22 protein-coding genes and 2 pseudogenes are annotated in these 21,866 nt (G+C 73.0%); 12 read left to right on the top strand and 12 right to left on the bottom strand.

Annotation, left to right across the window (positions count from 1 at the left end; all coding sequences use genetic code 11):
- Positions 1-6: 6 nt before the first annotated feature.
- Complete coding sequence (locus tag ACYUD3_RS38245; RefSeq protein ID WP_470981036.1) at positions 7-336, bottom strand: branched-chain amino acid transporter permease; 330 nt, start codon at positions 334-336, stop codon at positions 7-9.
- Positions 329-1,048, bottom strand: a complete 720-nt coding sequence (locus tag ACYUD3_RS38240; protein ID WP_470981033.1) for an AzlC family ABC transporter permease — start codon at positions 1,046-1,048, stop codon at positions 329-331. The genes ACYUD3_RS38245 and ACYUD3_RS38240 overlap by 8 nt, the downstream gene beginning before the upstream one ends.
- Positions 1,049-1,110: 62 nt before the next feature.
- Here ACYUD3_RS38240 and ACYUD3_RS38235 point away from each other — a divergent pair, with 62 nt between their 5' ends.
- Entirely contained in the window at positions 1,111-1,569 is a 459-nt protein-coding gene (locus tag ACYUD3_RS38235) for an Lrp/AsnC family transcriptional regulator (RefSeq protein WP_470981031.1), read from the top strand.
- Between the two features lie 82 nt (positions 1,570-1,651).
- Positions 1,652-2,851: a cysteine desulfurase-like protein gene (locus ACYUD3_RS38230; RefSeq protein WP_470981028.1), complete on the top strand. Its 1,200-nt coding sequence runs from the start codon at positions 1,652-1,654 to the stop codon at positions 2,849-2,851.
- A gap of 56 nt (positions 2,852-2,907) precedes the next feature.
- On the opposite strand, the gene ACYUD3_RS38225 is transcribed toward ACYUD3_RS38230, so the two are convergent.
- On the bottom strand, positions 2,908-3,102 hold the full coding sequence (locus ACYUD3_RS38225) for an antitoxin (protein WP_470981025.1): 195 nt from the start codon (positions 3,100-3,102) through the stop codon (positions 2,908-2,910).
- Positions 3,103-3,215: 113 nt separating this feature from the next.
- Between ACYUD3_RS38225 and ACYUD3_RS38220 the strand changes: the two genes are divergently transcribed.
- Positions 3,216-3,761: a TetR family transcriptional regulator gene (locus tag ACYUD3_RS38220; RefSeq protein WP_470981023.1), complete on the top strand. Its 546-nt coding sequence runs from the start codon at positions 3,216-3,218 to the stop codon at positions 3,759-3,761.
- A gap of 212 nt (positions 3,762-3,973) precedes the next feature.
- Here ACYUD3_RS38220 and ACYUD3_RS38215 read toward each other — a convergent pair whose 3' ends face one another.
- Positions 3,974-4,972 (bottom strand): LacI family DNA-binding transcriptional regulator, encoded by a 999-nt coding sequence (locus ACYUD3_RS38215; RefSeq protein WP_470981020.1) that lies wholly within the window; start codon positions 4,970-4,972, stop codon positions 3,974-3,976.
- Between the two features lie 110 nt (positions 4,973-5,082).
- Here ACYUD3_RS38215 and ACYUD3_RS38210 point away from each other — a divergent pair, with 110 nt between their 5' ends.
- The 3 genes from ACYUD3_RS38210 to ACYUD3_RS38200 are packed head-to-tail and all read left to right on the top strand — an operon-like array spanning position 5,083 to position 8,240.
- Positions 5,083-6,234 carry a Gfo/Idh/MocA family protein gene (locus tag ACYUD3_RS38210; RefSeq protein ID WP_470981018.1) on the top strand — a complete coding sequence of 384 codons (1,152 nt, stop codon included), beginning with the start codon at positions 5,083-5,085 and terminating at the stop codon, positions 6,232-6,234.
- Positions 6,231-7,217 (top strand): Gfo/Idh/MocA family oxidoreductase, encoded by a 987-nt coding sequence (locus tag ACYUD3_RS38205; RefSeq protein WP_470981015.1) that lies wholly within the window; start codon positions 6,231-6,233, stop codon positions 7,215-7,217. Before ACYUD3_RS38210 ends, ACYUD3_RS38205 begins: the two co-directional genes overlap by 4 nt.
- Before the next feature lie 6 nt (positions 7,218-7,223).
- Positions 7,224-8,240, top strand: coding sequence for a Gfo/Idh/MocA family protein (locus tag ACYUD3_RS38200; protein WP_470981012.1), 1,017 nt, complete (start codon positions 7,224-7,226; stop codon positions 8,238-8,240).
- Positions 8,241-8,251: 11 nt separating this feature from the next.
- Here the strand turns inward: ACYUD3_RS38200 and ACYUD3_RS38195 are convergent, their stop codons facing one another.
- The 6 genes from ACYUD3_RS38195 to ACYUD3_RS38170 form a co-directional block, all read right to left on the bottom strand.
- Positions 8,252-9,100, bottom strand: a complete 849-nt coding sequence (locus tag ACYUD3_RS38195; RefSeq protein ID WP_470981010.1) for a DUF4097 family beta strand repeat-containing protein — start codon at positions 9,098-9,100, stop codon at positions 8,252-8,254.
- Positions 9,100-9,618: a hypothetical protein gene (locus ACYUD3_RS38190; RefSeq protein WP_470981007.1), complete on the bottom strand. Its 519-nt coding sequence runs from the start codon at positions 9,616-9,618 to the stop codon at positions 9,100-9,102. Before ACYUD3_RS38190 ends, ACYUD3_RS38195 begins: the two co-directional genes overlap by 1 nt.
- A 304-nt stretch (positions 9,619-9,922) precedes the next feature.
- Complete coding sequence (locus ACYUD3_RS38185; RefSeq protein WP_470981004.1) at positions 9,923-10,603, bottom strand: restriction endonuclease; 681 nt, start codon at positions 10,601-10,603, stop codon at positions 9,923-9,925.
- A complete protein-coding gene (locus ACYUD3_RS38180) occupies positions 10,603-10,881 on the bottom strand; it encodes a hypothetical protein (RefSeq protein WP_470981001.1) in 279 nt (92 codons plus the stop codon). Before ACYUD3_RS38180 ends, ACYUD3_RS38185 begins: the two co-directional genes overlap by 1 nt.
- Before the next feature lie 197 nt (positions 10,882-11,078).
- A complete protein-coding gene (locus tag ACYUD3_RS38175; RefSeq protein ID WP_470980998.1) occupies positions 11,079-12,326 on the bottom strand; it encodes an NAD(P)/FAD-dependent oxidoreductase in 1,248 nt (415 codons plus the stop codon).
- 54 nt (positions 12,327-12,380) lie between these two features.
- Positions 12,381-13,823, bottom strand: coding sequence for an amidase (locus tag ACYUD3_RS38170; protein WP_470980995.1), 1,443 nt, complete (start codon positions 13,821-13,823; stop codon positions 12,381-12,383).
- 296 nt (positions 13,824-14,119) lie between these two features.
- Here ACYUD3_RS38170 and ACYUD3_RS38165 point away from each other — a divergent pair.
- A pseudogene (locus tag ACYUD3_RS38165) lies at positions 14,120-16,287 on the top strand (glycosyl hydrolase family 95 catalytic domain-containing protein).
- A gap of 28 nt (positions 16,288-16,315) precedes the next feature.
- On the opposite strand, the gene ACYUD3_RS38160 reads toward ACYUD3_RS38165, so the two are convergent.
- Positions 16,316-18,013, bottom strand: coding sequence for a sensor histidine kinase (locus ACYUD3_RS38160; RefSeq protein WP_470980992.1), 1,698 nt, complete (start codon positions 18,011-18,013; stop codon positions 16,316-16,318).
- Positions 18,014-18,304: 291 nt separating this feature from the next.
- On the opposite strand from ACYUD3_RS38160, the gene ACYUD3_RS38155 reads away from it, so the two are divergent.
- The 5 genes from ACYUD3_RS38155 to ACYUD3_RS38135 all read left to right on the top strand — a co-directional run bounded on the left by ACYUD3_RS38155 (position 18,305) and on the right by ACYUD3_RS38135 (position 21,113).
- Positions 18,305-18,751 (top strand): pyridoxamine 5'-phosphate oxidase family protein, encoded by a 447-nt coding sequence (locus tag ACYUD3_RS38155; protein ID WP_470980988.1) that lies wholly within the window; start codon positions 18,305-18,307, stop codon positions 18,749-18,751.
- A 75-nt stretch (positions 18,752-18,826) separates the two neighbouring features.
- Entirely contained in the window at positions 18,827-19,207 is a 381-nt protein-coding gene (locus tag ACYUD3_RS38150) for an STAS domain-containing protein (protein WP_470980985.1), read from the top strand.
- Positions 19,207-19,791 (top strand): Rv1733c family protein, encoded by a 585-nt coding sequence (locus tag ACYUD3_RS38145; RefSeq protein ID WP_470980983.1) that lies wholly within the window; start codon positions 19,207-19,209, stop codon positions 19,789-19,791. The genes ACYUD3_RS38150 and ACYUD3_RS38145 overlap by 1 nt, the downstream gene beginning before the upstream one ends.
- A gap of 112 nt (positions 19,792-19,903) precedes the next feature.
- The gene (locus ACYUD3_RS38140) at positions 19,904-20,371 is read left to right on the top strand and encodes a cyclic nucleotide-binding domain-containing protein (RefSeq protein ID WP_470980980.1); all 468 of its coding nucleotides are present in this window, start codon (positions 19,904-19,906) and stop codon (positions 20,369-20,371) included.
- Between the two features lie 64 nt (positions 20,372-20,435).
- The gene (locus ACYUD3_RS38135; protein WP_470980977.1) at positions 20,436-21,113 is read left to right on the top strand and encodes a response regulator; all 678 of its coding nucleotides are present in this window, start codon (positions 20,436-20,438) and stop codon (positions 21,111-21,113) included.
- Positions 21,114-21,730: 617 nt separating this feature from the next.
- On the opposite strand, the pseudogene ACYUD3_RS38130 reads toward ACYUD3_RS38135, so the two are convergent.
- Positions 21,731-21,866 (bottom strand): annotated as a pseudogene (locus tag ACYUD3_RS38130) (TetR family transcriptional regulator); the annotation flags it as partial.

Here is a 21,866-nt window from a genome sequence, read left to right as displayed (position 1 = left end):
CACCGGTCAGGTGGTGAAGACGAGGCTGGAGAGCAGCACGCTGACGGCCGTGCCCCCGACGATGCTCAACAGGGCGTTGCGGCGCCACAGATGCAGGCCCGCCGTGACGGCCAGGGCGATCAGCGGGGCGAGGGCGCGGGGGTGCGGGAGCGGCAGGTCGCGCAGGCAGTAGACGAACAGGATGACCATGACCCCGGCCGGCATCCGGACGCCGAGGTACCGCACGGTCCTGCTCGCGCGCAGCGGCGCGAGCACGGTGAACGGCAGGGCGCGCAGCGACCAGGTGACGGCGGCCGAGACGGCGGCGGCCAGCAGCAGATAACGGGTGTCAGGCATGGGACGGCCCCCTGCGGGTGGCGCGGCGGCGGACCAGCAGCGCGGCGGTGAACATGGCGAACGCGGCGAGCAGCAGCTGCCCGGGGAACAACAGCTTGGCGGCGAGCGCGCTGACCAGCGCGAGGAGCGGCGTGGGGAGGTCACCGCACCGCTCGGCGACGGCGTCCAGGGCGAGGACGGCGAACAGGGCCGTCATCGCGAAGTCGAGCCCGCGCACGCTGCCGGGCACCGCCGAGCCCAGCAGCGCGCCGGCGGTCGCGCCGCCGACCCAGTACAGCTGCATCAGCGCCTGGAGCCACAGGATGTGCCCGCCGCTCCAGGACCGGGCCCGCTCGGCGGTGCTCAGCGCGTATGCCTCGTCGGTCAGCGCGAAGGTGCTGTACCCCTTGGCCAGCGGGCCGCGCACCCGCTCCAGCGGGAAGGACAGCGCGTAGAACACGTGCCGGACGTTGACCAGGAACGCGGTCAGCGCGACGGTCGCCAGCGGCGCGACTGCGACGGTCAGCCCGACCAGCAGGAACTCCAGCGAACCGGCGTAGACGACGGCCGTGAACAGGGTCGCGCACCACCAGGGCAGACCGGCCTGCGTGATGAACACCCCGAAGGCGAGCCCGAGCGGGAGGAGGGCGAGACCGACGGAGGCGGAGTCGCGCAGCGCCGCGGATATCGCGCTGGGCGCCTCCGGGGGTGCTGCGACCGTAGACGTACTCATGGGGAAATCTTAGAAAGATTCACGCCACATATGGTTTCTTCTTGTGCTCGTATGATCGCTGTATGGGCAATGAAATAAAGCTCGATGCCATCGACCGGGAAATTTTGTTCCACCTGCATCAGGACGGCCGGCTGACCAACGTCGAACTCGCCCGCCGCGTCGGCCTCACCCCGCCCCCCTGCCTGCGCCGCCTCAAGCGCCTCGAGGACTCCGGTGTCATCAGCGGCTACCGCGCGGTCGTCAACCCCGAAGCCCTCGGCCGGGGCCTGGAGATCATGATCGACATCGAGGTCTCCGCGAACGACCTCCACACCATCGAGAACCTGGAACGGACCCTCGCCGCCTACGACGAGGTCATCGAGTTCCGCCGCATGTACGGCCGCCCCGACTACTTCCTGCGCGTGGCCGTCGCCGACGACACCGCCTACAACACCTTCCTGACCGAGAAGCTCACCGGGCTGCCCGGCATCCTCAGAGTGGTGTCGCATCTGACCATGAAGAAGATCAAGTGGGATGGCTGAGGGGAGGATTGGCTGAGAGGAAGATCGATGTCAGAGTCGAGACAGCCCGCCGGATGATTCACTTCCCCCGAAAGCCGAGGCAATGGCCATCGACCTGACCGCGCTGCGCGCCCACTTCCCCGCCCTCGACACCGGCCTCGCCTACTTCGACGGACCGGGCGGCACCCAGACCCCGCGCCCCGTCGCCGAGGCCATCACGGCGACCCTCACCGGCCCGCTCTCCAACCGCGGCACGATCAGCCCCTCCGAACTCAACGCCGAGCAGGCGGTGGCCGACTTCCGCGCCGCCTACGCCGACCTCCTCGCCGTCCCCGCCACAGGCGTCGTCCACGGCCGCAGCGCCACCCAGCTGACCTACGACTTCTCCCGCCACCTCGCCAAGGACTGGCGGCCCGGTGACGAGATCGTCGTCAGCCGCCTCGACCACGACTGCAACGTCCGCCCCTGGGTCCAGGCCGCCGAGCGCGCCGGAGCGACCGTCCGCTGGATCGAGATCGACCCCGCGACGACGGAACTGGACCTCGACTCCTATGAGCGGGCACTGTCCCCGCGCACCAGGCTGGTCGCCGTCACGGCCGCCTCCAACGTCCTCGGCACCAAGCCGCCCGTACGGCAACTCGCCGACCGGGCGCACAAGATGGGGGCGCTGGTGTACGTGGACGGCGTGCACTACGCCGCCCATCACCTGGTGGACGTGCCCGCGCTGGGCGCCGACTTCTTCGTGTGCTCGCCGTACAAGTTCCTCGGCCCGCACTGCGGAGTGCTCGCCGCCGCGCCCGGACTCCTCGACACCGTCCGCCCGGACAAGCTGCTGCCGTCCCCCGACTCGGTCCCCGAGCGCTTCGAGTTCGGCACCCTGCCCTACGAGATACTGGCCGGCGCCACCGCCGCCGTCGACTTCCTCGCCGCCCTCGACCCGGGCGACGCGACCACCCGCAGGGAACGGCTCACCCGGACCATGGACTCCCTGCACGCGCACGAAGGCGTCCTGCGGGCCCGGCTGGAGGAGGGGCTGCGCGACCTCGGCGACACCGTCACCCTGCACTCCAAGGCCGCCGACCGGACGCCGACGCTGCTGATGTCGTTCGAGGGGCGGGACGCGGGGGAGGCCCAGCGCCATCTCGCCGCCTCCGGGGTGCTGGCGCCCGCCGGGTCCTTCTACGCGTACGAGCCGTTCGCCGCGCTGAAGCTGGAGAGTCCGGCGCTGCGGGCCGGGCTCGCGCCGTACAACACCGCCGAGGACGTGGAGCGGCTGCTGGCGGGGCTGCGGTCTTTCCTCTGAGGCGACGGCAGAGGCCCGGGCCGCCACTCGCTGCGGCCCGGGCCTCTGTGTGCGGGCTAGCTCTGCGGAGGGTTGTCCTGAGGCCTGTCGGCGCCCAACTGCTCGTTGATCTTCTGCTGAGCCATGTCGACCTGGCTCTGGTACTTGTTGCCGGTCTTCGCGTCGAACGCGTCGCCGGCCTTCTCCACTCCCTGCCGCGCTTGGTCCTCGTGGCCCTTGAGCAGGCCCTTGAGCTTGTCGAGCATCGACATTTCTGCCTCCTTGCGGATCTGGCACGTCCAGCATCCGCGCATTCGCCCGGGTTCGCACCCGCAGAGCGGGCGCCTACCATAGATGACGAGTGACATCCAAGTGGAGGTGGGTCATGGGCCGCGTGTCGCAGGCGCAGGCGGAGCTGAACCGGAAGCATGTGGTCGCGACCGCGTCGCGGCTCTTCCGGGAGCGCGGGGCGCAGATCAGCGTCGCGGATCTGATGAACGCGGCCGGGCTGACGCACGGGGGGTTCTACAAGCAGTTCGCGTCCAAGGAGGCGCTCTTCGACGAGGCCACCGCGCACGCGTTCGCCGCGCTGGCGGCGGGCGCCCTCGGGAGGTCGGGGCTGGCCGCCGACGCCTCCCCGGAGGACGTGGTCGACACGTATCTGTCCGTCGAGCACCGTGACGACCTCGCCGGGGGGTGTCCTGTCGCGGCGCTCGCGGTCGACATCGCGCGGGGGGAGGGGGGCGCGGTGGCGCGGGACGCGTACAGCGACGGCGTGACCCGGCTCGCGGGGCGGCTCGCGACGGACGAGGAGGACGGGCTGGCGCGGGTGTGCATGATGGTGGGGGCGCTGGTGCTGGCCCGGGCTACGGCTGGGGCGGCGGTGTCGGAGGAGATTCTGGGGGCGGCTCGGGGGGCGTTGAAGGGGTGAGCGTCCGGGGCGTTGAAGGGGCGAGCGTCCTCGACTCCCTTGCGGCGAAGCCTCTTTGAGGGGGCCGGCCGTCGGCTGAAGGGTGCGGTCCGTGGCGCGGGGGCCGCCGGTCGGAGGGGCAGCGGCTTCTGACGTGGTCCGTTGTGCGGGCGCCGCCGGCCGAAGGGGGCCGGCTTCCGGCGCGGGCGCCGCCGCTCGAAGATGCCGTCCCCTCAGCCAGGCGCCCCCGTCGTCCCCCGCACCTCCAGCGTCGGCACCGCCAGTTCCACCTCCGCCGTCCGCTCCGGCCGCGCTATCCGGTCCAGCAGCCGTTGCGCGGCCCGCCGCCCCACGTCATGGCTGGCCGGGTCCACGCTGGTCAGCCACAGGTGCCGCAGCCGCGAGAGGTACGTGTTGTCGTACCCGACCAGCGACAGGTCCCGGGGCACGGACAGCCCGCTCTCCTCGGCCGCCGACAGCGCGCCCACGCAGGTCATGTCGTTGACGGCGAACACGGCGGTCGGCCGCCGGCCCCGGTTCAGCAGGCGCACGGCGGCTCGGTAGCCGCCCTCCTCGGTGAGGTCGCCCTGTTCCACGACCGCCGTGTCCGCGAGCCCGTGCGCGCGCATGGTCTCCTCGAAGGCGCGCCGGCGCAGCTCGCCGACCGCGCCCCGGCCCGCGATGTGCGCGATGTGCCGGTGGCCGAGGCCGATGAGGTGCTCGGTGGCGAGCCGGGCGCCGTGCTCGTCGTCGTTGGCGACCACGTCCACGCCCGGCAGCACCGGCTCCCGGGTGCCCGCCACGACCGTCGGGACGTGCCCGGCGGCGGCGTGCAGCGCCTGCGGGTCCTGGAGGGTGCCGACGGCGACGAGACCGTCCACGCGCAGCTCGGTGAAGGTCCGGGTCAGGTCCGCGCCGAGATGCCGGCCCTGGCGCCCGTCGGCCAGCAGGACGTGCAGCCCGCTGTCGTACAGCCGCCCGTTCAGGCCGTCCAGGAGCTCCACGAACCAGGGGTTGCGCAGGTCGTCGAGGAGGACGCCGACCGTGCGGGTGCGGCGTTCGCTGAGGCTGCGGGCGGCGGCGTTCGGGCGGTAGCCGAGGGCCTCGACGGCGGCCATGACCGCCGCGCGCTTCTCCGGCCGCACCCCCTCGGAGCCGCGCAGCACCAGCGAGACCAGGGACTTGGACACACCGGCCCGTTCGGCGACGTCACGGATGGTCGGGGTCCTCATGGATGGACCGTTCCATACCGGGCCGGCTCCTGTAAAGACCTCTTGACACCTGCCGGAAACACCCTCAAGGTGAGCGCCGAACCTCTGGAACGGTCCAAAGAAGGGCGGTCATGGTGAACACGCTAGGCGTCGCCGTCGTGGGTTTCGGCTGGATGGGGCGGGTGCACACCCAGGCGTACACCCGTCTCCCGCACCACTTCCCGCAAGCGGCACTAAGGCCGGAACTGATCACCGTCGCCGACGAGGTCCCCGGCAGAGCCGAGGAGGCGGCCGGTCTGTACGGCTTCGCCGGGGCCGTCCGGGACTGGCGCGAAATCGCCGCCGACCCGCGCGTGCAGGCGGTCAGCATCACCGCGCCGAACTTCCTGCACCGCGAGATCGGCGTCGCGATGGCCGAGGCCGGCAAGCACATCTGGATCGAGAAGCCGGTCGGGCTCACCGCGCAGGACGCCCGCGCGGTCGCCTCCGCCGCCGACAAGGCCGGTGTGCGCTCCGCCGTCGGCTTCAACTACCGCAACGCGCCCGCCGTCGAGGCCGCCCGCGAACTGATCGCCTCCGGCGAACTGGGCACCGTCACGCACGTCCGCATCCGCCTGTTCAGCGACTACGCAGCCCACCCCCAAGGCGCCCTGACCTGGCGCTACGAGCGGGAGCGCGGCGGCAGCGGGGTCCTGGGCGACCTCGCCTCGCACGGCGTCGACCTCTCCCGCTTCCTCCTCGGCGACCTCGCCGCCGTCACCGCCGACACCGCCGTCTTCGTCCCCGAACGCGCCCGCCCGACCGGCGCCACCGCCGGCCACACCCTCGCCACCGGCGAACTCGGACCCGTCGAGAACGAGGACTACGTCAACTGCCTGCTGCGCTTCACCTCCGGCGCCCGGGGCGTCCTGGAGGCCTGCCGCGTCTCGGTCGGCGAGCAGAACAACTACGGCTTCGAGGTGCACGGCACCAAGGGCGCCGTCTTCTGGGACTTCCGCCGCATGGGCGAACTCGCGGTGAGCCGCGGCGACACCTACCAGGACCAGCCCGTCAGCACCCTGTACGTCGGCCCCGGGCACGGCGAGTACGGCGCCTTCCAGCCTGGCGCGGCGACCAGCATGAGCTACGACGACCTGAAGGTCGTGGAGGCCCACCGCTTCCTGACCTCGGTCGCCGAGGGCCGGCCCGTCGGGGCGACCCTGGACGACGCCGTGGCCAGCGCGATCGCCCTGGACGCCATGAGCCGCTCCGCCGAACTCGGCACCTGGGTGGAACTGGCGTGAGCGACCTGCGCATCGGTGTCATCGGCGCGGGCGTCATGGGCGCCGACCACGTGAACACCGTGCACCGCTGGGTGTCCGGCGCGGAGGTCGTGAGCGTCGCGGACACCGACGCGGAGCGCGCCGCCGCCGTCGCCGGGGCGGTCGGCGCCCGCCCGGCCGACGACGGCCACGCCCTGATCGCCGACCCCGGGGTCGACGCCGTCGTCATCGCCTCCCACGACTCCACCCACGCCGGGTACACCCTCGCAGCCGTCCGCGCCGGCAAACCGGTCCTGTGCGAGAAACCGCTCGCGCCGACCACCGCCGAGTGCCTGGACGTCGTACGGGCCGACCGCGCCGGACTGGTCTCCGTCGGCTTCATGCGCCGTTTCGACCCGGCCTACGCGGACCTCAAGTCGGCGCTCGCGAGCGGGAGTTACGGCGCCACGCTGCTGCTGCACTGCGTCAGCAGGGGAGTCGCGGCCGGGCCCGGCCGCACCGACGAGCTGAGTGTCACCGGGTCCGCGATCCACGAGTTCGACGTCGTGCCCTGGCTGCTCGACTCGCCTGTCGTGGAGGTGAGTTGGCACACCGGACGCGCCTCCGCCGAGGTGAACGGCATGCGCGATCCCCAAGTGATGCTGCTGCGCACGGCCGACGGCGCGCTGACGACCGTGGAGACCTTCCTCAACGCCGGTTACGGCTACGACATCCGCTGCGAGGCCGTCACCGAGCGCGGCGCCCTCGCCCTGAACACCCCGGCCCGCCTGGTCACCGACACCGACCGCACCCGCGCGAGCGCGTACGCGGCCGACTGGCGCCCCAGGTTCGCCGACGCCTACCGCCTGCAACTCCAGTCCTGGACCGACGCCGTCACCCGGGCCACCCCCACCCCCCTGGCCACCGCGTACGACGGCCTCGCCGCGTCCGCCGTCGCCGAGGCCGTCATCGCGTCCATGAAGGACGGCGGCGCCACCGTACCCGTCCGCGTCCCGGAGGTATGACAACCCGTGCTCACCCTGCCCGCCGCCCGCACCCCCGACCCCCTGGAGGCCCCCGCGCTGCGCTGGGGCGTCATCGGCACCGGCTGGATCGCCGAACGCTTCGTCGCCGCCGTGCAGCGCCGCACCCGCCAGCGGTTCACGGCCGTCGCCTCCCGCGACCCCTCCCGCGCGAAGGAGTTCGCCGCCCGGCACGGGATACCGGCCGCCTACAGCTCCTACGAGGAACTGACCGCCGCCGACGTCGACATCGTGTACGTCGCCACCGAGCACACCGCCCATCTCCCGTGCGCCCGGCTCGCGTTGGAGTCCGGCAAACACGTCCTGGTCGAGAAGCCGCTCGCCCTGGACGCGGCGCAAGCTCTTGAGATCGCCCAACTCGCTTCCACCCGCGGGCTGTTCTGCGCCGAGGCGCTGTGGACGTTCTTCCTGCCCAAGTTCGACGTGGTCCGCCAGCTCCTCGACTCCGGCGCGCTCGGCGAAGTCCGCACCGTGCTCGCCGACTTCGGGGAGCACTTCGACGCCGGGCACCGCATCCTGCGCGCCGACCAGGCAGGCGGACCGCTGCTCGACCTGGGGACGTATCCGGTGTCCCTGGCCCGCTGGGTGCTCGGCGACCTGGAGGTCGTCCACGCTTCAGGGCAGGACCATCCGGCGGGGGTGAACGGGCAGTTGGCGGCGGTGCTGAGCGACGGCTCCGGGAATCAGGCCGTCGTGCACACGAGCGTGTCCAGCGATACGCCGACCACCGCGGCCATCGCCGGCACGCGCGGGACGCTGACGCTGCCCGGGCTCTTCTACCACCCCGGTGACGTGGTGTTCACACCGGCGGGCGGGGGGAGCGCGCTGACGTACACCGAACCTCAAGTCGCCTACGACGGGCTGTGTTTCGAGGCGGCCGAGGTCGCGCGGTGCGTGAGCGCGGGGCTGCTGGAGACGCCGCAGCGGCCGCTGGCGGAGTCGGTGGCGACGCTGCGGGTGATGGACGGGATCAGGGAGCGGTGCGGGATCAGTTTTCCGGCGTGAGATCGGGTTTCTCACGGTTTGGCGCGGCGGATGTCGATGTTGCCGTAGCGGGTGCGGGCACGGATCTCGACGGTGTCCTCCGCCGCGCCCGGACTCCCGGACGCGGTCAGGGAGTTGCGGACCTGGCCCGAGGTGGAGCTGACGTCCAGCCAGGCGGCGGTGCCCTCGCGGACGCCGATCTCGATGGCGCCGTAGGAGGTCTCCAACTGGACCGTTCCCGAGGCGACTTCGGCGACGCGGAGGGTGCCGTGGGCCGTCGTCGCGGTGACCGAGGACTCCGCGCGGGTGATGTCGATGTCGCCGTTGGCGCCGCTGACGCGGAGTATGCCGGTGGCGGCGCCGACCGTGGTGGTGCCGTGCGAGTTCTTCAGGACGGCCGGGCCGTCGAGGAGGCCCGCGCGCACGCTGCCGGAGCTGGTGGTGATCTCGGCGGCGCCCGCGACCCGGCCGACGGTGACCGAGCCGTGGGAGGCGGTGAGCTGGAGCGGGCCCGTGCTGTCGAGGCGGACGTCCCCGGAGGACACCTTGACGCGGGTCTCGCCGAGTCCGCCTTCGGCGAGGACCTGCGTCCAGGCGCCGTCCATGTCCACGCGCGAGCCGGTGGGCAGGGCGACGGTGATGTCGACGGTGCCGGTGCGGCCGATGACCCGGTAGCGGGGGCGGGGGGTGCGGACCGTCAACGTGCCGTGCGCGAAGGAGACTTGGGTCTGCTCCGCCGCCCGTACGTCCAAGTCCTTCCTGGCGTCGCGGGGTTGTACGTCGACGGTGGTGTCGGCGCGGTCGCTCGCGGTCAACTGGAGGGAACCGGCCTCCACATGGGCGGTGAGCGCGATCGGCCCCGGGGTGTCGAAAGCGGGCATCAGCGCACCCAGCCCGTGAAGCTCTGCCCGACGTTCTGAGCGGGCTGCGCCGCCCGGGGACGCGTGTGCGCGCCGCCCTCGACGGCCGCCGAGACGGCCCGTACGAGCCAGGCGTTGACGGAGAGCCCTTCGCGGCCCGCCGCCTCCTCGGCCTTCGTCTTGAGGTGGGCCGGGAGGCGGAGGTTGACCCGGGCGGTGCCGCCCTCGTCGTCCGCCGCCGCGGCCGGTACGGGGAGCGGTTCGGCGGGCGCCGGCTGGGCGGGGGCCGACTCGGCGGGCGGGAGGGTCACCACGAAGTCGGGGTCCGTCCCGCGCAGCCGCACGTCGACCGAGCCCGGCGCCAGCTCCCGGGTCACCTCGGCCATCGCGGCGGACAGCACCGTGAGGAGGGTCAGGCGGGTCGCCGACTCCAAGGGGGCGGTGAGGCGTTCGGCCAGCTCGCGGGCTTCGTCGCCGCCCGCCTCGGCGGCCACCGCGAGTTCGCGGCGGAGCGTGTCGACGTAGGGGGTGAGGTCCATGACGTCATGGTGGCAGCGGGGTGGTGTCATGGGCAAGCTCGGAGGGGGTGGGCGGGGGAGGGGGGGTCAGGTGCGGGGTGGTGCCAGGTGGTGTCATTCGGTGCCGACCGGTGGGGGTGCTTGTGCTCGGGGTGGTGTCGCCGTCGGTGGAGGGGGGTGTGCCGGCGGCGGGTTTCTCCGCGGGGTGCCCGCGTCGGGCGTCGGCGGCTCACGCCGCCTGCCGGCCCGCTCACGTTGTCTGCGTCTGCGTCTGCGTCTGCGTCTGCGTCTGCGCCGCCCGCGCCCGTGTCGGGCGTCGGCCCGCTCACGCCGCCCTCCGGGAGCGGGCCGGGAGCGGGAGGAGGGCGTCGAGTGCTGCACCCGACTCCGACCAGCGGCGTAGCCTCTCCCGGTCCACCCAGTGGATCCCGTGCCGGTCGCCCCAGGTCATGGCGTCCCGGGTGAAGGCGCCGTTGGTGATGACGACGGCGTGGTCGGCGCCGTGCACCGGACCGGCGGTGCCCTTGACGGCGTACATCACGGAGGCGCTGACCTTGCCGCCCACCCGGGTGTGTTTGGCCTGGATCACGACCCGCCCCAGCCGGGGGTGTTCCCCGATCGCGTCGGCGCCCTGATCCCCGCCGCCGCCCACCCGGCGGGCGCTCCAGCCGTCACGTATGAGCAAGTCCCGTAACGCGTACTCGAATTGACGGTCGTCCATGGCGTCGAACTCGGCGAGCGTGATCCGCAGCGCGGCCAGCCGGAGCCGGTCCTGCCGCCGCACCAGCACCGCCCGCCGCACCCGCCACAGCCCCACACCCCCGAGGACCACCCCGACCGCGAGGAACAACGGCCAGGCCGCCTGCACGACACGCACCACCAGCACCAGCAGGGCCATGGCGACGACGGCGGCGGAGGCGGATTCCCCGAGGCCCCGGGGGCGCCGCAGCCTCGCCGGGGACTTGGGGTACCTGGCGGGCTTGGCGGATTTGGCGGACTTGGCCATCAGCGGTCACCCGGCGCGGTGGCGACCGGCGTCGGGACGCCGGGCGAGGGGGCGGTGGGCGCGGGGGCGCCGGGCGCCGGAGCCTCCGACGGCTCCCCGAACCCGAACACCTGCCCCCATAACCACACCCCGGCGACCACCCCCGCGATCATCCACCCGCTCATCCGCTTGGCCCTCCGCGCCCCCGGATTGCGCCGCACATGCCCCCGCACGTAGTGAAACCCGTCCGGCACCTTCGGCATGACCGTCCCCCCATCCCCGTGGCGCTCGCGGATCACGACCGCCTTCAGGGAAATATGTACCAGCGACCACTGACAACGCCGGGTGGATCATGCCCCCGACGGGCCTGACCAGAGCGCCTTTCCGGCCAGCGGCGGACCGCCCGGGTACACCTCAACTGCGCGGCCCCCGCAGCACCTTGTGCCCCCCCCGCAGCTCGCGGCAGCCGAGTCCGCGCGGATCACCGGAGACCCCCTCACCGCAGCGGATGCAGCGCCGCCAGCTCAGGCCGCCACCGCCCCGACACCACCCCCTCCGCCAGGAGCTTCCCGCTCACCGGACCGAGCGCGATCCCCCACATGCCGTGCCCTCCGCAGACGAACACCCGGGGCGAGCGGGTGGGCCCGATCAGGGGCAGTCCGTCGGCCGTGCAGGGGCGGGCCCCGACCCATTCGTCCGCGCGGCCGGCCAGATCCGCGCCGGGGAGCAGTTCCTGCGCCGCGCTCGCGATCGCCTTGAACCGGCGCGGGTTCGCCGGGCGGTCGGGGGAGGTGAACTCCATGGTGCCCGACACCCGCACCCGCTCCCCGAACGGCGTGCACACCACGCGCCGCTCGGCGAAGTACGTCGGCCCGGCGGGAAGCCCCGCCCCGGCGACCGTGAAGCTGTACCCCCGCCCGGACTGCACCGGCACGCGCACACCGAAGGGCGCGGCCAGCCGGCTGAGCCAGGCGCCGGGGGCGAGGACGGCGGCGTCGGCCTCGAACTCCGTCGCGGCGGGGCCGGAGACGACCACCTCGGTGCCGCTGTCGCGTACGCGGGTGACCTCGGCGCCGGTGACGATCTTCCCGCCCCGCAGCCGGACCGACTCGGCCAGCGCGTGGACGTACGGGCCGGGGCGCAGATGACGCTGGCCGTGGAGGCGCAGGGCCGCTTGGACGCGCGGCGACAGGGACGGTTCCAGAGCGCGGGCCTCGGTGCCGGTGAGGAGGTCGTAGGAGACGTCCTGACCTGCGGCTCGTACCGATTCCAGCTCGGCGACCAAGGGGGCGCGGGCGGCGGGGGACGTCAACGCGACGAGGAACGCGTCGCCCGTGCGGGTGGGTTCCGGAACTCCGCCCGAGGCCAGTTCGTCGTACGCGGTGAGGGCGGCGAGCGCGAGGGGGGTGAGGGCGGCGAGGGACACGTGCCAGTGGCGGGGGGTGCAGTTGCGGGTGAAGTCGAGGAGGAAGCGGGCGAGCCGGGGGTCCGCCCGGAGCGGTACGGAGACGGGAGAGGTGGGGGAAGTGAAGGTGCGCAGGCCCAGTTTCAGGGCGCCGGGCTCGGGGAGCGGGACGGCGAGAGCGGGGGTGAGCCAGCCGGCGTTGCCCCAGGAGGCCCCGGCGGCGACGCCCGTCCGGTCGACGACGGTCACCTCGACGCCCGCCTCCTGGAGGAACCAGGCGGTGGCCAGCCCGGTCATCCCCGCGCCCACGACGACGGCACTGCGCGGACTACTCCTCATCGGACCCCCTCCGCTCCTCACCGGCCGCACCCCTCATCGCGCTCCCTCCACGGCTCATCGGCCCCCCTCCGGCACATCCGCCATTTCCACCGCACCCGGCCGGCGCCGCCCGTGGCCCGTCGCCCGCTCGAAGGCGAACCCGGCTCGCAGCAGCCCCAGATCACCCCGGTGCGGCCCCACCAGCTGCACCCCGACCGGCAGTCCGCCCGGCGTGAAGCCGCCCGGGACCGACAGCGCCGGACACCCGGTCATCGTCACCAGGTACGCGGAGCGCATCCAGTCCAGATACGTCTCCATCCGTACCCCGTCGACCGACGCCGGATACGCGAGCCGCACATCGAACGGCGCGACCTGGCTGACCGGCAGCAGCAGGACGTCGTACGCCGTGAAGAACTCCCGCACGCGGTGGAACAGCGCGGCCTGGAGCAGTTGGGCGCGGCCGAGGTCGGGGCCGGAGAGTTCGCGGCCCTCCTCGATGTTCCAGATGACGTCCGGTGCCATGTGTTCCCGGTGCGCGTCCAGCAGCGGTCCGTACGCCAGCTCCATCTGCCACGCCCGCTGGACCAGGAACGCCTCGTCGGCGCCGGAGAAGTCGACACACGCCTCGTCCACGCGGCAGCCCAGCCCGGCGAAGACCTCCGCCGCGCCGCGTACGACGTCCCGGACCTCGGGGTCGACGGGCACGCTCCCGCCCAGGTCGGGCGACCAGGCGACCCGCAAGTCCCTTACGTCGCCGGTGAGTTCGCCCGCGAAGACGGCCCCCGGCGTCTCCAGCGCGAGCGGGGCGCGCGGATCGGGGCCGGCGAGGACGGAGAGGGCGAGCGCCACGTCCCGTACGGTCCGGGCCATCGGCCCCTTCACCGACAGCTGGGCCCAGGGCGCCTTGTCCGGCCAGGACGGCACCCGCCCCGGGGAGGGCCGCAGTCCGACCACGTTGTTGAAGGACGCCGGGTTGCGCAGCGAACCGCCGGTGTCACTGCCGTCGGCGATCGGCAGCATCCCGCAGGCCAGCGCCGCCCCGGCGCCCCCGCTGCTGCCGCCCGCGCTGCGCGAGAGGTCGTACGGGTTGCGGGTGGCGCCGAAGACGGGGTTCACGGTGTGGGAACCCATGCCCAGTTCCGGCACGTTGGTCTTGCCGACGGTGATCGCGCCGGCCGCCCGCAGCCGCTCCACGACCAGGTGGTCCCGGGTGGGGACGTGGTCGGCGAAGACCGGTGAGCCGTACGTCGTGCGGATGCCCGCCGTGTCGTGCAGGTCCTTGTGGGCGACCGGCAGCCCGTGCAGCGGGCCCGCCTCGGCGCCCGAGGCCAGCCGCTCGTCCGCCTCGGCCGCCTCCCGCAGGGCCCGTTCGGCGACGAGGGTGACGATCGCGTTCACCGCCGGATCGACCCGCGCGATCTGTTCCAGATGGGCGACCGTCACCTCCCGCGCGGATACCTCCCGGCGCCGCAGCAGCCCGGCCAGCTCGGTCGCGGAGCGAAAACAGAGGTCGTTCACAACCCTCCCAGGGTTTCCATGAGTCGGACGCCGGCGACAGCAGAAAGGAGCCCGCCGGCAGACAGCACAGCGCGTCGCCCCCCGACGAGCGCGCTCACGGTCACGAGGAAGAACGTGCCCAGGAACAGCCGTCCCACCGCCTCCGTGAGCGCGAACTCCAGGACCGAACCCGCTGCCGTCGGCACGGCCGATACATCGGAGGGGTCGGCTACCTGGCGGGTTGACAGGGGTTCGGTCCCTGCTAAGTTCCGCGATACACCCGATGAATCGACGAGCCGTCAGGTCTGGAGACGACGATGACGTCACAGCCGGAACACCGCTCGGACCCCGCCCGCAGAAGCGTGCTCAGCACGGTCGTCGCCGGCGCGGCGGCCACCGCCCTGCCCATGACAACCCACGCTCCGACAGCCCACGCGGCGGCAGCCCATGTGGCGGCAGCCCATGCGGCGCAACCCACCGCCGGCACCAACACCCCTGCCCCCGCCCGCCCTTGGCGACTGCGCGACACCATGACCACCGACACCGCCTGGGCGGACTTCCTGCACGCCCAGGACCTCCTGTGGACCAGAATCCCCACCCGCTGGTACGAGGCCCCCTTCCTCGGCGACGGCCTCCTCGGCAGCATGATCTACCGCGAACCCGGCGCCGGCCAGATCCGCTTCACCGTCCAGCACGGCCGGGTCCAGGACCACCGCTCCGAGTTCGGCAGCGGCTGGGGCACCTGCCGCCTCCCCGTGGGCCACCTCACCCTCGAACCGGCCGGCGCCCTCACCGCCGTCGACTGGCGCCTGAGCCTGTGGAACGCCGAACTCACCGGCACGCTCACCACCACCGCCGGCACCCTCACCCTCTCCGCGTTCATCCACGACGAAGTCCTCGCCGTCCGCGCGACGGCCACCGGCGCCGAACGCGTCGTATGGACGTTCCACCCCGAGGAAGCCGTCAGCCCCCGGAAGATCAGCGAAGCCCCGCCCGCCGGCTACACCCCCAACCCGCCCTGGACGCGGCGGACTTCGCCCGACGGCACCGAGCAGACGCTGCAACCCCTGACCGGCGGCGGCCAGACCGCGACCGCTCACCGCCGCAGCGGAGACGACCTGCTCCTGAGCGTCGGCCACAGCCACCCCGCGACGACCGCCGAAGCCGACTCCCTCCGCAACCTCCACCGTGCGGCCTCCTACGACAGCCTCCGCCGCAGACACCGGAGTTGGTGGCACGCGTTCTACAAGAAGAGCTTCGTCTCGTTCCCCGACCAGCGGTTGCAGAGCTTCCACTGGATCCAGCTCTACAAAGTGGCCTCCGCCAGCCGCGCCGACGGCCCCGTCATGGCCACCCCCGGCCCCTGGCTGGAGCCCACCCCCTGGCCCGGCGTGTGGTGGAACCTCAACGTCCAGCTGGAGCACTGGCTCATCCACGGCTCCAACCACCCCGAACTCGACGCCCTGGCGACGACGTTGCGCACCGCCCAGGAACAGCTCGCCGCCAACGTCCCCGCCGCCTACCGCGCCGACAGCTCCGGAGTCGGCCGCAGCTCGGACATGTTCGCCGACCGGGCCGTCGGCCTGCCCGGCACCGGCGCCGAGACCGGCGACCTCACCTGGGCGCTGCACAACGTGTGGCTGTCCTACCGGCACTCCATGGACGAGTCGCTGCTGCGCGACACCGTCTACCCCGTACTGCGCCGCGCGATCAGCTACTACCTGCACTTCCTCGCCCCCGGCGGCGACCGCCGCCTCCACCTGCCGAGCACCCTCTCGCCCGAGTACCCGGTGATCCCGCCGCAGGACACCAACTACGACCTCGCGCTCATCCGCTGGGGCTGCCAAACCCTGCTCGACTCCGCCGAACTCCTCGGCGTGGACGACGAGTTGATCCCCCGCTGGCGCGAGGTCCTGGCCCGGCTCACCCCGTACCCGGCCGACGCCGACGGCTTCATGATCGGCGCCGGGACCCCGTACGCGCAGTCCCACCGGCACGCGCTGACCGGCGCGCACCGGGGATACAGCTACACCGGGGCTGCCTCGATGTACGCGACGACCGGCGACGGCGACACCGCGCTCACCTATCTGAAGAAGTTCTTCGACCCCACGACCCGCTACCCCTGCCAGGCCAACACCCATTACACGGAGGCCGGTCCGGTCATCGAGACACCGCTGTCCGCGTCGCAGTCGCTACCCAGGGCGCCTTTCTCGTCAGCGCCGTCCGGCGGGGCGGGGGCACGCGGTTCATCCGGGTCCGCAGCCTCGCGGGGGAGCCGCTGGTGCTCCGGCACGGACTCGGCGCGGACGTCGACGCCGTACTGGACGACGGGACTCCGGCCCGCACCCACCCGGTGGACGGTGACCTCGGCGTCGAACTGCCCAAGGGGCGCGAGGTGTTGGTGTACGCCGGGACCCGCCGCCCGGACCTGACCGTCGCGCCCGTCGCCGTCAGCGAGCCGGGGCCGGCGTGGGGACTGCCGTAACGCGCCTGCCCTGAACCACAGATACGGCTCAGCCGACCGGCACCCGCCACACCACCTCCGTCCCGCCCCCCTCAGGACACGCCCACTCCACCCGGCCGCCCAACTCCTCCGCCCGCTCCCGCATGTTGCGCAGCCCGCTGCGGCGGCCGTCGGGCGGGATGCCGACGCCGTCGTCGCGGACGGTGACGGCGAGCGTGCGGCCGTCGGTGCTGAGGCAGACGTCGGCGCGGGTCGCGCGGGCGTGGCGGGCGACGTTGGTGAGGGCCTCGGAGAGGACGGCCGTCGCGTGGTCGGCGGCCTCCTTGGGGACGCCCGTGTCGATCAGGCCCTCCATCCGCAGACTCGGCGCGAAACCCAGCGCGGGCGCGGCCTCCCCGACCAGACGCACCGCGCGGGCCCGCAGCCCCACACCGGAGGCGCCCTCGCGGGCCCGCAGGCCGAAGATGGTCGAGCGGATTATCTTGATGGTCTCGTCGAGGTCGTCCACGGCCCGCGCGACCCGCTCGGCGGCCTCCGGATGCTCGACGAACCGGCCCGCGCTCTGCAACGTCATCCCGGTCGCGAACAGCCGCTGGATCGCCAGGTCGTGCAGATCACGGGCGATCCGGTCGCGGTCCTTCAGCACCGCGATCTCCTCCGCGTCCCGGCGCCGCTCGGCCAGCTCCATCGCGATGGCCGCCTGGTCGGCGAACGACTGCAACGGCTCGATCTCCGTCCCCGTGAACGGCACCTGCCCCGCCTCGCGGACCAGCAGCACCACCCCGCGGACCCCGTCGTCGCCGGTGCCGACCGGGATCGCCACGGCCGGACCGAACCCCTCGGACCGCACCTCGCCCACCGGCAGCGGATCGTCGCTGGTCACGGCGCTCCCGCCGGTGAACGCCGCCCCGAGCAGGCTCCCCCCGACCGGCAGCACCAGCCCCCGCAGCGCCTCCGCGCCCCGCCCCAGCGCCAGCTCCACGGTCAGCGAACCGGTGTCCTCCATCGGCATCGCGACGACCGCCAGCGCCGCCCCCATGATCTCCCGCGCCCGCTCCGCGATCAGCCGCAGCACCTCCGCCCGCGCGTCCCCCGACATCAGCCGGTGCGTGATCTCCGCCGTCGCCCGCAGCCACCGCTCCCGCAGCCGCGACTCCGCGTACAGCCGGGCGTTGTCGATCGCGACCCCGGCCGCCACCGCGAGCGTCGCCGTGACCGACACGTCCTCCTCGTCGAACTGCGCCCCGTCCCGCTTCTCCGTCAGATACAGATTCCCGAACACCTGCTCCCGCACCCGGATCGGCACCCCGAGGAAGGTGTTCATCGGCGGATGGTGCGGCGGAAAGCCGTACGACGCCGGGTGCGCGCAGATCTTCGCCAGCCGCAGCGGCTCCGGATTGCCGATCAACTCGCCCAGGATGCCGTGCCCTTCGGGGAACGCGCCGACCCGGGTGATCTGCTCGCCGGTCATCCCGACCGTGTGGAACGCCGACAGCCGCTTGCCGTCCGGACCGATCACCCCGAGGGCCGCGTACTCGGCGTCGACGAGCACCGCCGCCGCCTCCACGATCGACCGCAGCGCCTGCTCCAGATCCAGCTCCCGGCCGACCGACAGCACCGCCTCCAGCAGACTGTGCACCCGGTCCCGGGTCCCGCGCGCCGCGTCCAGCCGCGCCTGCAACTCCTCCAGCAACTCGTCAAGACGCAGCTGCGGCAGCCGTATCCGGGCCCCATCGGGGGTCGCCACCACCAGTCTCCCATCCTCCCCCGACGTGTACGAGCCGTCACGGTAGCGGCCCCGGGCGCCGGGCAGCACCGAATCCGGCCACCCCCGCGCGGGCCGAACGGCCCCCTGACCGGGACCAACGGGCCCCTGCGCGCGCGAGAGCCGCGGGAGAGGGTAAGGGCAGGAGCGGCACCGACTCCCCGCGGGTGCCGCTCCTTTCCTCACCCTCTCCCCCTCCCGTCCGCACCCGGTTCGCACCTGGTCCGTATCCGGTTCGCATCCCGGGGAACCCCACCTTCACGGAAGCCCGACATGGCCGACGACCGTACATACGCCCCCGGCGGGGCCCGCAGCAGCATCGAACTCGACAGCGCCGAGGCACTGCGGCTGCTGGGCACCGTCTCCCTGGGCCGCCTCGTCCTCACCCGGCACGCCCTGCCGACCGTACGCCCCGTCAACCACGCGCTCATCGACGGCTGCCTCGTCATCCGCACCCACGAGAACGCCGCCCTCGTCCCGCACACCCGGGGCCGCGGCGACGCGGGGGTCGTCGTCGCCTACGAGGCGGACGAGATCGACCCCGTCACCCACCTCGGCTGGAGCGTCGTCGTCACCGGCTACGCCCAGCTCGTCACCGATCCGCTCGAACTCGCCCGGTACGAGCGGCTGTTGCTGCCCTGGGTGGACCGCAGGATGGACCACGCGGTGCGCATCCCACCGGCGTTGGTGACGGGCGTGCGCCTGGTGGCGGGCGGGTGAGGGACCGGAGGGAACGCCGATCAGGTTCGAACGGCCCTTTCTGTAAAGGGAGTTGACCCGATTGGCTACTGTCCCATGGACGACAACCACATCAGGCCCACCGCCTACCGCACGGCCCGGACCGCCGACGGCACGATCGTCGTCACCCTCTACGGCGACCTCGACCTGCCCGCCGTGACCTCCCTGGCGACCGTCCTCGACGCCCTCACCGCCCGCCCCGCCCCCGACCTCCTCCTGGACCTGCGCCTCGTGACCTTCACCGACTGCTGCGGCCTCGGCTTCCTGTGCCGCGTCCGCAACCGCGCCCACGCCCGCCACGGCCGGCTGCGCCTCATCCCGCCCGGCACGGACTTCCTGCGCCTGCTGCGCCGCACGGGCCTGAACGGCACCTTCCAGCTGTGCCAGGCCGAGGCCGCCGGGTGGGCGGGGGCCGCCGGACGGGTGGGGGCGCGCTGATGCCGGCGCGGCGGACGGCACGGGGCGGGCGGGTGCGGGTGCGGCTGTGGCGCTGGCGGCGCAATCCGCTGCGGCGCGGGGAGGACGTCGCCGAGGCGTGGGTGGTGCTGGTGATGTGGCTGCTGGCGGTGGCCGGGGGGACCGGAGCCGGGGCCGTGACGGCGGGCGTCCTCGGCACGGAGTTCGCTCGGCAGCGGGCCGAACGGGAGCCGCTGCGCGCGGTGCTGCTCGCCGATGTCCCCCGCGGCGAGCGGGCCGCGGCCTCGGCGACGGTGCGCTGGACGGGGGCCGACGGTGCCGCGCACACCGGGCGCACCTTCGTCGACACCGGGCTGCGGGCCGGTACGACGATCGTGGTCTGGCGGGACGGGGGCGACCGGCTCACCTCCGAGCCGGTCGGGCCGGTGAAGGGGGCGTTCGAGTCGGTGACCTTGGGGGTGGTGACGGCGTGCGTGGTCGGTGGGGTCGTCGTGGGGGGCGGGGTGTGTGTGCGGGGGTGGCTGGAGCGGCGGCGGGTCGAGCGGTGGGGGAAGGAGTGGGAGGTGGTGGGGCCGCGGTGGGGGTACAAGGCGGGGTCGGGGTGAGGGACGCGGGGGGACCGCTCGGCCCGGTGGCCGGACCATGCGGCCTATGGGGTGCGGCGGGTGGACGGGTGCACTCTGACGAGAGACGCACTCTGCCTACAGGAGGCCTGCCATGACCGCCGCCCCGCCGCTCAGCCTGCCGCGCGCGCTGCCGATCGAGCAGCGGGAGAAGCTGCTGGGGCTCGCCCGCGAGGTGTCCTTCGCACAAGGCGCCCGCCTCTTCGAGGAGGGCGGCGCCGCCGAGCGGTTCTGGGTGGTGCGCACCGGCCGGGTCGAGCTGGACATGCGGGTCGCCAAGGACCGCCGTCCGGTGGTGATCGAGAGTCTCGGGCACGATGAACTCGTGGGCTGGTCCTGGCTGTTCGCCCCCTACACCTGGCATCTCGGCGCCGAGGCGACGACTCCCGTACGGGCGTACGAGTTCGACGCCGGCGCCGTCCGCGCGCTGTGCGAGGAGGACGCCGCTCTCGCCGGCGCCGTGACCCGCTGGGCCGGCAACGTCCTTGCCCGGCGGCTGCGCTCCGCCCGTACCCGGTTGCTGGATCTCTGTGCGCCGTACGGTGGGGCCGGTCGGCCCTAGCGGGGTTCCGGACCGGTGGTGATGATCATCTATTGGGCAACTGTCCTTCGACCAGGGGGCGTTCATGGCGCAGACACGTACATTCACCGCCGAGGATCCGATCCGTGTGTTCCTTCTCGACGACCACGAGGTGGTACGGCGTGGCCTCATCGACCTTCTGGAGGCGGAGGCGGATATCCGGGTGGTGGGGGAGGCGGGGAGCGTTGAGCATGCGCTGACCCGGGGGCCGGCGGCGCGTCCTCACGTGGCTGTGCTGGATGTGCGGCTGCCCGATGGGGACGGGATCGGTGTGTGCCGTGAACTCCGGGACGCCGTGCCGGGGTTGGCGTGTCTGATGCTGACGTCGTTCGACGACGAGGATGCCTTGCTGGACGCCATCATGGCCGGGGCCGCCGGGTACGTTCTCAAGCAGATCAGGGGGTCGGATCTGATCTCGGCCGTGCGGACGGTGGCTTCGGGGCAGTCGATGCTGGACCCTGCGACCACGGCCCGCCTGATGGAGTCCCTCCGGGCCGACCCGGCCGATGAAACTCCGTCGATCCCGGAGGAGTTGGCGAACCTGTCGCCCAGGGAGCGGGAGATCCTCGCACTGATCGGGGACGGGCTGACCAATCGGGAGATCGGGAAGCGGCTTTATCTGTCGGAGAAGACGGTGAAGAATCATATTTCGCGGTTGCTGGCGAAGATGGGGGTGCAGCGGAGGGTGCAGGCGGCTGTGTTGGCTACGCATTTGGAGGGGTGAGGGGGTGGCTGGGGGTCCCTGCGGGGGCGGGGCCGACGGAGGAGTAGTAGGCGGCACGACGAGGTCCCACGGGCCTATCCCCGCGCCTGCGGGGCCGACCCGCCGAGGCCTTTGATCGCGAGACGCTCGCGCGGTCCACCCCCGCGCCTGAGGGGCCGACGCCTCCCCTGTCTCCTTGTCCAGCCGGCCGATCGGCCCATCCCCGCGTCTGCGGGGCCGACAGCGCGAAGTACCTCGGCGACATGATGGACCAGGGCCCATCCCCGCAGATGCGGGGCCGACGAGCTGACGGTACGGATCTCGTCGAGGATCGAGGGCCCACCCCTGCGCATGCAGGGCCGACCCGCCGCCGTAAACCTTGCCGAAGCCGGCCCCCGGGCCACCCCTGCGTACGCAGGGCCAACCCGGCCAGCATCGGATTGATCTGGTAGACGCCGGGCCCCACCCCCGCGCCTGCGGGGCCAACACTTCCCGACCTGCGGTGATCACATCAGATCCGCCGGTCTTCCTTCACCTGCTTCGCCAACCCCTCACCCGAAGCCCAGCCCCCCCACCGTAGCCCAGCCCAGCCCCCCAAGCGCCACCCCCAGCAAATCCCCGAACCCCCAGCCCCCCAACTACCCCCTCCCCACCCCCGCCAACAACACCCCCACCAACCGCCGAGGATCGTACCGAGCATCCTCACCCCCCCCGATACAAAGATTCCCGATCCCCCGCATCAGCTCATACCCCCCCACCCCCTCCTCGATCTCC

It is taken from the genome of Streptomyces sp. AMJ-169 (assembly GCF_055597585.1).
This window is presented reverse-complemented; position numbering and strand designations above follow the sequence as displayed.